General features: G+C 61.3%; 7 protein-coding genes. All 7 read right to left on the bottom strand.

Annotated elements, in window-relative coordinates; all coding sequences use genetic code 11:
* Positions 1-126: 126 nt before the first annotated feature.
* The 7 genes from ABHU32_RS07915 to alaS all read right to left on the bottom strand — a co-directional run bounded on the left by ABHU32_RS07915 (position 127) and on the right by alaS (position 8066).
* Entirely contained in the window at positions 127-1257 is a 1131-nt protein-coding gene (locus ABHU32_RS07915; RefSeq protein WP_117769618.1) for a M24 family metallopeptidase, read from the bottom strand.
* A 132-nt stretch (positions 1258-1389) separates the two neighbouring features.
* The gene (locus tag ABHU32_RS07910; RefSeq protein WP_346979569.1) at positions 1390-2499 is read right to left on the bottom strand and encodes a hypothetical protein; all 1110 of its coding nucleotides are present in this window, start codon (positions 2497-2499) and stop codon (positions 1390-1392) included.
* Positions 2496-3029, bottom strand: a complete 534-nt coding sequence (locus ABHU32_RS07905) for a shikimate kinase (RefSeq protein ID WP_346979568.1) — start codon at positions 3027-3029, stop codon at positions 2496-2498. Before ABHU32_RS07905 ends, ABHU32_RS07910 begins: the two co-directional genes overlap by 4 nt.
* 8 nt (positions 3030-3037) lie before the next feature.
* Positions 3038-3535 carry a YqeG family HAD IIIA-type phosphatase gene (locus ABHU32_RS07900; protein WP_117786909.1) on the bottom strand — a complete coding sequence of 166 codons (498 nt, stop codon included), beginning with the start codon at positions 3533-3535 and terminating at the stop codon, positions 3038-3040.
* 1 nt (position 3536) lies between these two features.
* Positions 3537-4970, bottom strand: a complete 1434-nt coding sequence (gene mltG, locus ABHU32_RS07895) for an endolytic transglycosylase MltG (RefSeq protein ID WP_229089763.1) — start codon at positions 4968-4970, stop codon at positions 3537-3539.
* Positions 4963-5391 (bottom strand): Holliday junction resolvase RuvX, encoded by a 429-nt coding sequence (gene ruvX, locus ABHU32_RS07890; protein ID WP_346972395.1) that lies wholly within the window; start codon positions 5389-5391, stop codon positions 4963-4965. The genes mltG and ruvX overlap by 8 nt, the downstream gene beginning before the upstream one ends.
* A 17-nt stretch (positions 5392-5408) precedes the next feature.
* Entirely contained in the window at positions 5409-8066 is a 2658-nt protein-coding gene (alaS, locus tag ABHU32_RS07885; protein WP_346979567.1) for an alanine--tRNA ligase, read from the bottom strand.
* Between the last annotated feature and the right edge of the window lie 22 nt (positions 8067-8088).

Genomic DNA, 8088 nt, shown 5'->3' with positions numbered 1-8088 from the left:
GGGGCCGCGGGGGCGTTCAGCTAACTGCGGGAACGGCCTATCCGCTCAAAGTGTTCGGCTGAGATCGGAAATCAACCGCGCCCGAATCTATCCGGACGCCCCGCCCCAAAAAACTATCGAAATGGGCTAGCAATCGATGACGTGCAGGTCGTGAGGGGTCTTGGTGAAGGGCTCGTAGCCGTTCTCGGTGACCACGCCGTAGTCCTCCAGGCGCACGCCGCCCACACCGGGCAGATACACGCCGGGCTCCATGGTGATAACCGAGCCGACCTCGATAGTGTTCTTGCTGCGGTTGAAGTTGGGCAGCTCATGGATGTCGATGCCCACGCCGTGGCCCAGGCCATGGTTGTAGTAATCGCCATAGCCGGCATCGCCGATGATCTTCTTGGAAAGCTTGAAAATGTCGTTACCCTCGACGCCCGGATGGATGGCGGCGACGCACTCCTCGTGGGTGCGGCGCACGAGCGCGTACAGGTCGAGCTGCTCCTGGGTAGGCTCGCCCATCACGACGGTGCGCGTCATGTCGGAACGATAATCGCAGTAGCCCGCACCGTAATCCATGAGGACGAAGTCGCCCTTCTCGATCACGCGGTCACTCGGCACGGCATGCGGGTTGGCGGTATTGGGGCCGCTTGCCACGATGGAGCCGAAGGCCAAGCTGTCGGCGCCGTTGGCGAACATAAAGTTCTCGAGCTCGTTGCGAACCTGCTTCTCGGTCATACCAGGCTTAATAAAGCCGAGCATATGCTGGAAGGCGGCATCGGTGATCGACTGCGCATGGCGCATGAGCTCGATCTCCTCGGCGTCCTTGATGGCGCGCATCTTGCGGATGTCGTCATGCATCAGCGGCAACATGCAGGCGACGGAACGGTCCTCCAGACCACGCTGAATACCCTGGTAGAAGTTGATCTGCATGTCGTCCTCGACAGCGCAGACGCGGCACTTGTTGGCCGCAATCTTGCCGGCGACCCAACCGGGGATGGTGCCCTCGTCCATGTCGTAGACCCAGGGGCTGCCGGCGGGCGTGTTCTCCTCAAAGCTGTTGAGGTAGCGCGAGTCGGTATGGAACAGGCACTGGTCAGCCGTAATAAACGCCGCGTGCGGGAACTCGAAGGTGTAGTCGAAGACGCCCTTCACGCCCGTGAGCCAACGAAGATTGGCCTCGTCGCGTACCACGATGGCGTCGTAGCCGCGCTCGACCATCAGGGCACGGACACGTTCGATACGACCGGCAGGACCGGCAGCAAACTCAGACATGCAGATTCCTTTCTTATTGTCTCAAAAAGTGCGGGACGGGTCTCAACCGAACGTCGGAATCGCATGCGAACCGCAACCGATTGGAAACCCGTCCCTCAACATGATACGAAAGACGATGGATGTCAATAAATCTTAGAGAAGTTCTTTGCGAGAAGCCAAGTAGGCGTGAGCGTGACGCTCAAGAACCTCGTCCTCAACGCTCGTTAGACGAATGGCGCCGAGTGCCGCGGGCAGCGGCAACATGCTGCGGTTCGAGCGGGCGAACTGCTGCTTGCGGAACTCCTCGATAAACGCGGTGGGCTCCAGATCGAAGGCAAGCTCCTCGATGCCAAAGTCCTCCAGGCAGTCATCGACCTCAAAAACGTAATCGATATCGAAGTCGCAGGCATCGTGGGCAACGCGCGCCTCAAAGCGCATGCCCTCGGATAACAGCTGGTAGGCAGGGACCTGCGAAGCGGCATCGCCCAAGCAGGCGCGCAGGGTGCGCTCCCCCGTCTTACCAAAATCGAGCGCATGACGTGCGCTCGGGTTCGTGGCCATCAGTACGTCCTTTCGGGCAGTCTGAGACCACTGAACGGCATTGACGAGCGCGACCTCCTCGCCCGCGAGAATCTCGGGGACGGTCTCGGTAAACTGATTCCAGCGGGACTTGCTGCTCGAAAGCATGGTGCCAACAAGTACCACATAGCCGAGCTTGAGGTCCTCGGGGTCCGCCTCGCGAACAAGGTCGAGGTCACACACGACCAGGCCCGGCTCGGGACGGAACGCGATAGCGGGAAGCGCATTCGCCGACGAGGCGACGAGCGGCTTCATGGTCGTCGCGACCGTGAGCATGGCGTCGAACGTCGTCGGCAGCAACGCGCACTCGGTGCGGCCGCACCACTGATTGGCACACCAGCTAACAACCGAGCAGGTTGCGGCATCGCCAACGGCGACAACCAGATCGTCACAGGTAATGCCATTGGCAGTCAGGGCGCCAAAGATAGCATCGGCATCAGCAAGCGTGGCACCAGCAGGCGAAACCTCGAGGACGAGCAGCGACACGGCAAAACCGGCATCGACCAGCGCATGCTCGACGACCTCACCAAAACGCTCGGATGTGGCGTCGTTCCAAACCACCATCGCGCGCTTAGGCTTGCCCACAGCCGAGGCAAACATGCGCGACAACTCATCGAACGCGCCCAATCCGACACGGACATCGACGCTGCGGTTTTGGAAATTGATCAGTTGACGGCGAATCATAGCAGCCCACGCTCCAAAAGCATCTCGGCACAAAGGTAGGAAACGTCCTCGAAGGACTTGTTGCGAATATCAAGGGTAAGGTCGGCGGCCTGGCGATACAGCGGACGGCGATGCTCAAACAGGAGCGCAGCATGCTCGGGCGAACGGAAATCGGGGCGCGTGTCGGACCGACGAATCTGTCGAATCGAATCCTCGAAGTCGCCCTCGAGGTACACGCACGTACCCATTTCGTGCATCAGCTCAATATTCACCGGCGTTTCGACGATACCGCCCCCGCACGAAACCAACAGGCTGCGCTCGCTTTGGAGCGAACGGAGCGCCGAGGTCTCGAGCTCGCGAAAACGACCCTCACCCTCGGTCTCAAAAATCTCGGTTACCGACTTGCCGCAACGGCGCACGACCAGGCGGTCGGTATCGATAAAACGCCGCTTGAACATGGTTCCGACGTTGCGCGCGAGCGTCGATTTGCCCGCGCCCAAAAAGCCAATAAAGAAGATATGGTCGCAGCCGTGTTTGATGTGCTGGGACATGACGAGACCTATTCCTCGCAGGGAAGGTCGCGCAGGGCCCGGCGCTCAAAGATACGGAAGATCTGCGTATACCACAGGTCCTGCGTCGCCTGCGGCTTTACCAGGATGGTATCGACGCCGGCGAAGTTGCCGCTCCACACGTCCGTGTAGAGCTGATCACCGATCAGCACCGCCTCGTCGGCCGTGGCGCCGAGGCGCTTAAGACCCGCCTTGAGGGCAAACGGCGCCGGCTTCATGGCGTGGCTGATGGCCTCGAGTCCCAGCTCGCGTGCAGAGCTCATGACCTGGTCGCGATGCCAGTTGTTGGACACCATGCACAGCTTAAAGCCTTTGGCGCGGGCGGCATCGAGCCAAGCGGAAACCGCGGCGGGAACCTGCTCGGTATCGCGCGGCACCAAGGTGTTATCGCGATCGAGCAGAATGGCGCGTTTGCCGTCGGCCCACAGGGTATTAAGGTCGATGCGATCGACCGAGGCAACGTAACGTTTGGGGCTAAAAATCCTCATGCTAATTCCAAGACTGTTGATGCTCTTCGTAGGTTTGCGAGAAGTACTCCTCGTCCTGCGTAATGTAGAAATACAGGTCATCGGAGTCGGTCGGCTCAAGCGTGGCCTTGAGTGCCTCGAGCGACGGAGAGCAGATGGGCGTGGGTGGCAGACCCTCATGCTTATAGGTGTTATACGGACTATCGCTCTGCAGGTCGTCGGCGGTAACCTCGCCACCGGTGACATACATCATAGTCGCATCGCTATTGAGATAGCGCAGACCGTCGAGCTTGCCGGCAAGGCGGTTGTAGAAAACCGAGGCCACATGCGCACGTTGATCGGCGTTGAGGCCCTCGCGCTCAACGATAGAGGCCAAGTTGACGATGTCGTAGTCGGACATCTCCACACCGTAGCGTTCCTTGATCTTGGCTTCGCAGCTCGCAAAGTCAAGCGACTTGTACTCGGTCTTAAACTGATCGAGCATAGCGCGAATCACGTCATCGGCCGTCGGCGAATCGCCCAGCGAATAGGTCTTGGGGAACAAGAAACCCTCGAGCGAATCGTTGGCGGCGCCCTTAAGGAAGCTATAGTCGTCCACGTAGTTGGAGGCCTTGGCCTGGTTGAGGAAGTCTTCCTTAGAGATGCTGTCGTAGGCCTGGGCCACACGGTCGGCGACTTGATCGACCGTCAGGCCCTCAGGGATAGTCAGCGTATTGGAGCCCGCGTTGGGGCCTTCCATGAGCTGCTGAACAACCTTGGTCGCATCCATGAGTGTGGTGAACGAATAATCACCAGGCTTGAGCGACATATCGGCGTTGAGCTTTTTCACCGCCGCATAGTAATCCTTGGGATTTTCTACGATATGGTTCTCGGAGAGAATCGAAGCGATGCTGTCACCCGAGGCACCATCGGGAATCGTGATAGTAACCTGCTGGCCTGCAACGACTTTCGCACCCTCACCGCCAAAGAAGCCCTTGACGGCTGGCACGACAAAGAAAACGATCGCGACAAGCGCAAGCACGGCAACAACGCCACCGATAATCATAGGCACCGGGGAGCTTTTCTTTTGAGCACCGCGACGAGCATGCGTGTTGTAGCTCGAGCGGGTCGCCGGAGCAACGCCATGCGAACCACGAGCGTGATGCGAATGCGATTGGGGGGCCTGCGTTCGCTGGGTAGGTGCCTGCTGCTTAAAGCGGGTGCCGCCTGCAGGCTGGGCCGTACGAGCAGTGGGCTGCTGAACCGCGTGAGAAGCCGAATGCTGAACCGAACGAGCAGAAGGCTGCTGACCCGTCCGTTGAACAGGTTGGGCCGAACGAGAGAAGGACTGCGCCGGGCGCGCGGCAGGCTGAGCTGCGCGCTGCGTCGGCTGTGCCGGACGCTGGCCAGGCTGGGCAGGGCGCGACGCCGGCTGCTGTGTACGATTCGGCTGGCGCGGATCGGAAGCACTAGGCATGCGAAACCTCCTCGTTTTTACGATCGAGCCACGTCTGCAAAAACAGGCTGGCGGCAATCATGTCGATCTTGCCCCTCATCTGCTTTTCGTTGAGTCCCTGCTCGCGCAGGATACGCTTGGCCTCTTGCGAGGACAGACGCTCGTCCTCAAACTCCAACGGAAGATTGAGCTCGTCGGCAATCTTTTGCGCCACAGCGGCAACGCGCTCGGCCTGAGGGCCGGGCTCACCGGCCATGGTCAGGGGACGTCCGCTTACCAGGATGTCGGGCTCATAATCCTCAACCAGGTAGCGGAACGTCTTGGCCATACCGGTGACCTCGGCGGCCGGGAGCACCTTAACGGGCATCGCCATCTTGCCATCACGGCTCGAGACGGCGATGCCAATCCTGGTCTCCCCTATGTCCAGCGCGAGCGCAACCACAGCGACTTCTTAGATTCTTAGGCGCCGAGCGCGGTCTTAGCGGCCGCGAGGGCATCGGCGATGCCGGCAGCATTCTTGCCACCGGCCTGGGCCATGTTGGGACGACCGCCACCGCGACCGTCGACCAGACCCGCGATCTGCTTGATCACGTTACCGGCGTGGAAACCGGCCTTCACAGCGTCATCAGAGGCGGCAGCGAGCAGGGCCGGAGTGCCCTTCTCAGTCACGCTGGCGACGACACAAGCGACAGGGCCGGCGACCTTCTGATGCACGGTATCCCATACGTTGCGCAGGTCGGCAGCCTCAAGGCCCTGGAGCTCAGCGACAACGAGCTTATAGCCGTCGAGCTCGACGGCGCCCTCGATGGCGCTGGAGATGGCGTCGGAGGAGCCACCGGTCAGAGCCTTCTTGAGCTTATTGGACGTCTCGCGCAGCTCGGCCTGTAGGTTCTCCACGCGAGCGGGAACCTCGTCTACGCGGCACTTGAGCGCAGCGGCGGCGGCGTCGACGAGCGCCAGGCGGTCGGCCATATAGTCGAGAGCACCCTTAGAGGTCACGGCCTCGATACGACGGACATTCGAGCCCGTAGAGGACTCGGAAATGATCTTGAACAGGCCGATCTCAGCAGTGTTGGCAGCGTGCGTGCCACCGCAGAGCTCGCGGGAGAACGGCTGGTCCTCGGCGCCCACGGAGACGACGCGGACGACATCGCCGTACTTCTCGCCAAACAGAGCGACAGCGCCGGCGGCCTTAGCCTCGTCGATGCCCATGACACGGGTCACGACCGGCTTGGAAGCGAAGATCTGCTGGTTGACCAGGTCCTCGACAGCCTTGAGCTGCTCGGAGGACAGAGCCTCGAAGTGCGTGAAGTCAAAGCGCAGGTGCTCGGGCGTCACCAGCGAGCCGGCCTGGGAGACGTGCTCGCCCAGGACCTGCTTAAGGGCGGCGTCGAGCAGGTGCGTGGCGGTGTGGTTGCGGCGCAGGAAGCCACGGCGCTCGGCGTCGAGCGCGGCGGTAACAGCGGCACCGACAGTCAGCGTGCCATCGGCAACGTGCGCGACGTGGGCATACAGGCCGTTGTGGTTCTTGGTGTCGGCAACGGTCAGAACAACGCCCTCAGCGGAAAGCTTGCCGGCATCGCCTTGCTGGCCACCCATCTCGGCATAGAACGGGGTGCGGTCGAGCACGACCTCGACGTCCTCGCCGGCGGCAGCGGACTCGACGGACTCGCCGTTGCGAACGATGGCGACTACCTTGGCGCCCTCGATGACGTCGTTGTCATAGCCATCGAAATCGGTCGCAGCGACCTTGTCGGAAAGCTCGACCCACACGTCGTTGAAGCTGCCCCAGGCATCGCCCTTGGCGTTGGCACGAGCGCGGGCCTTCTGGTCCTCCATGCAGGCAGTGAAGCCGTCCATGTCGACGTCGTGACCAGCGGTGCCGGCGATCTCGACGGTCAGGTCGATGGGGAAACCAAAGGTGTCGTGCAGCTTAAAGGCAACATCGCCCGGAAGCGCAGCACCCTCGGCAAGCGCTGCCAGGGCCTCATCCAGGTAGACGCGACCGTTGTCGAGCGTCGTGGAGAAGCGCTCCTCCTCGGAGGCGACGATACCCTTAACGAGCGCGACGTTCTTGAGCAGCTCGGGGTAGGCCTCGCCCATCTGAGCGTTGACCTCGTCGATGAACTTGGTCAGGAAGGCGCCCTCGATGCCCAGTAGGCGACCGTGGAACACGGCGCGGCGGAGCAGGCGGCGAAGGACGTACTCGCGACCCTCGTTACCGGGCAGGATGCCGTCAGAGATCATGAAGTCGACGGCACGGGAGTGGTCGGCGATGATGCGAAGAGAACGGCTGGCGCCGGAGTAATCGTCGGCGTCATAGGTCTTGCCGCTGATCTCCTCGCCCAGCTTGATGAGGTGCTGCATCAGATCGCCGTCGTAATTGGCGGTCTTGTGCTGCATGATGGCAGCCATGCGCTCCAGGCCCATGCCCGTATCGAGGTTGCGGTGCGGCAGCTCCGGCATGGAGCCGTCCTCCTGACGGTCGTACTGGGTAAACACGAGGTTCCAGAACTCAAGGAAGCGGTCGCAGTCGCAGCCGGGCTTGCAGTCGGGGCTGCCGCAGCCGACCTCCTCGCCCATGTCAAAATAGATCTCGGAGCACGGACCGCAGGGACCGGTGGGGCCAGCGGCCCAGAAGTTGTCGTCCTCACCCAGGCGGGAGATGTGGTCCTCGGCAACGCCCAGAGAACGCCACACGTCGTGGGTCTCGTCGTCCTCGGTAAAGACGGTAAAGTACAGGCGGTCGAGCGGCAGCTTGAACTCCTTGGTGATGAGCTCAAAGGCCCAGGCGCAAGCCTGCTCCTTGGAGACGCCGCCGAAAGAGAAGTCGCCGAGCATCTCGAAGAAGGACAGGTGACGGCCGTCCTCGCCGATGCAATCGATGTCGTTGGTGCGAACGCACTTCTGGCAAGAGATCGCGCCGATCTCCTTCATGGTCTTTTTGCCCTGGTAGTACTCCTTAAACTGGTTCATGCCGGCGTTGGCAAGCAGCAGCGAGGGATCATCGGGGACGAGGGACGAAGAAGGATAGAGCTTAAGACCGCGCTCCTCAAAGAAGTTGAGGAACTTGGAGCGGATCTCGGCCGTAGTCATTGACGGGTAGTCAGCACTCATAGAGGGAATCTCCTCGGTTTCA

Origin of the sequence: Collinsella aerofaciens (assembly GCF_039758965.1) — a bacterium.
GTDB classification, from domain to species: domain Bacteria; phylum Actinomycetota; class Coriobacteriia; order Coriobacteriales; family Coriobacteriaceae; genus Collinsella; species Collinsella aerofaciens_BR.
The sequence above is the reverse complement of the archived record's forward strand: the minus strand, read 5'-3'. Positions and strand labels throughout refer to the sequence as shown.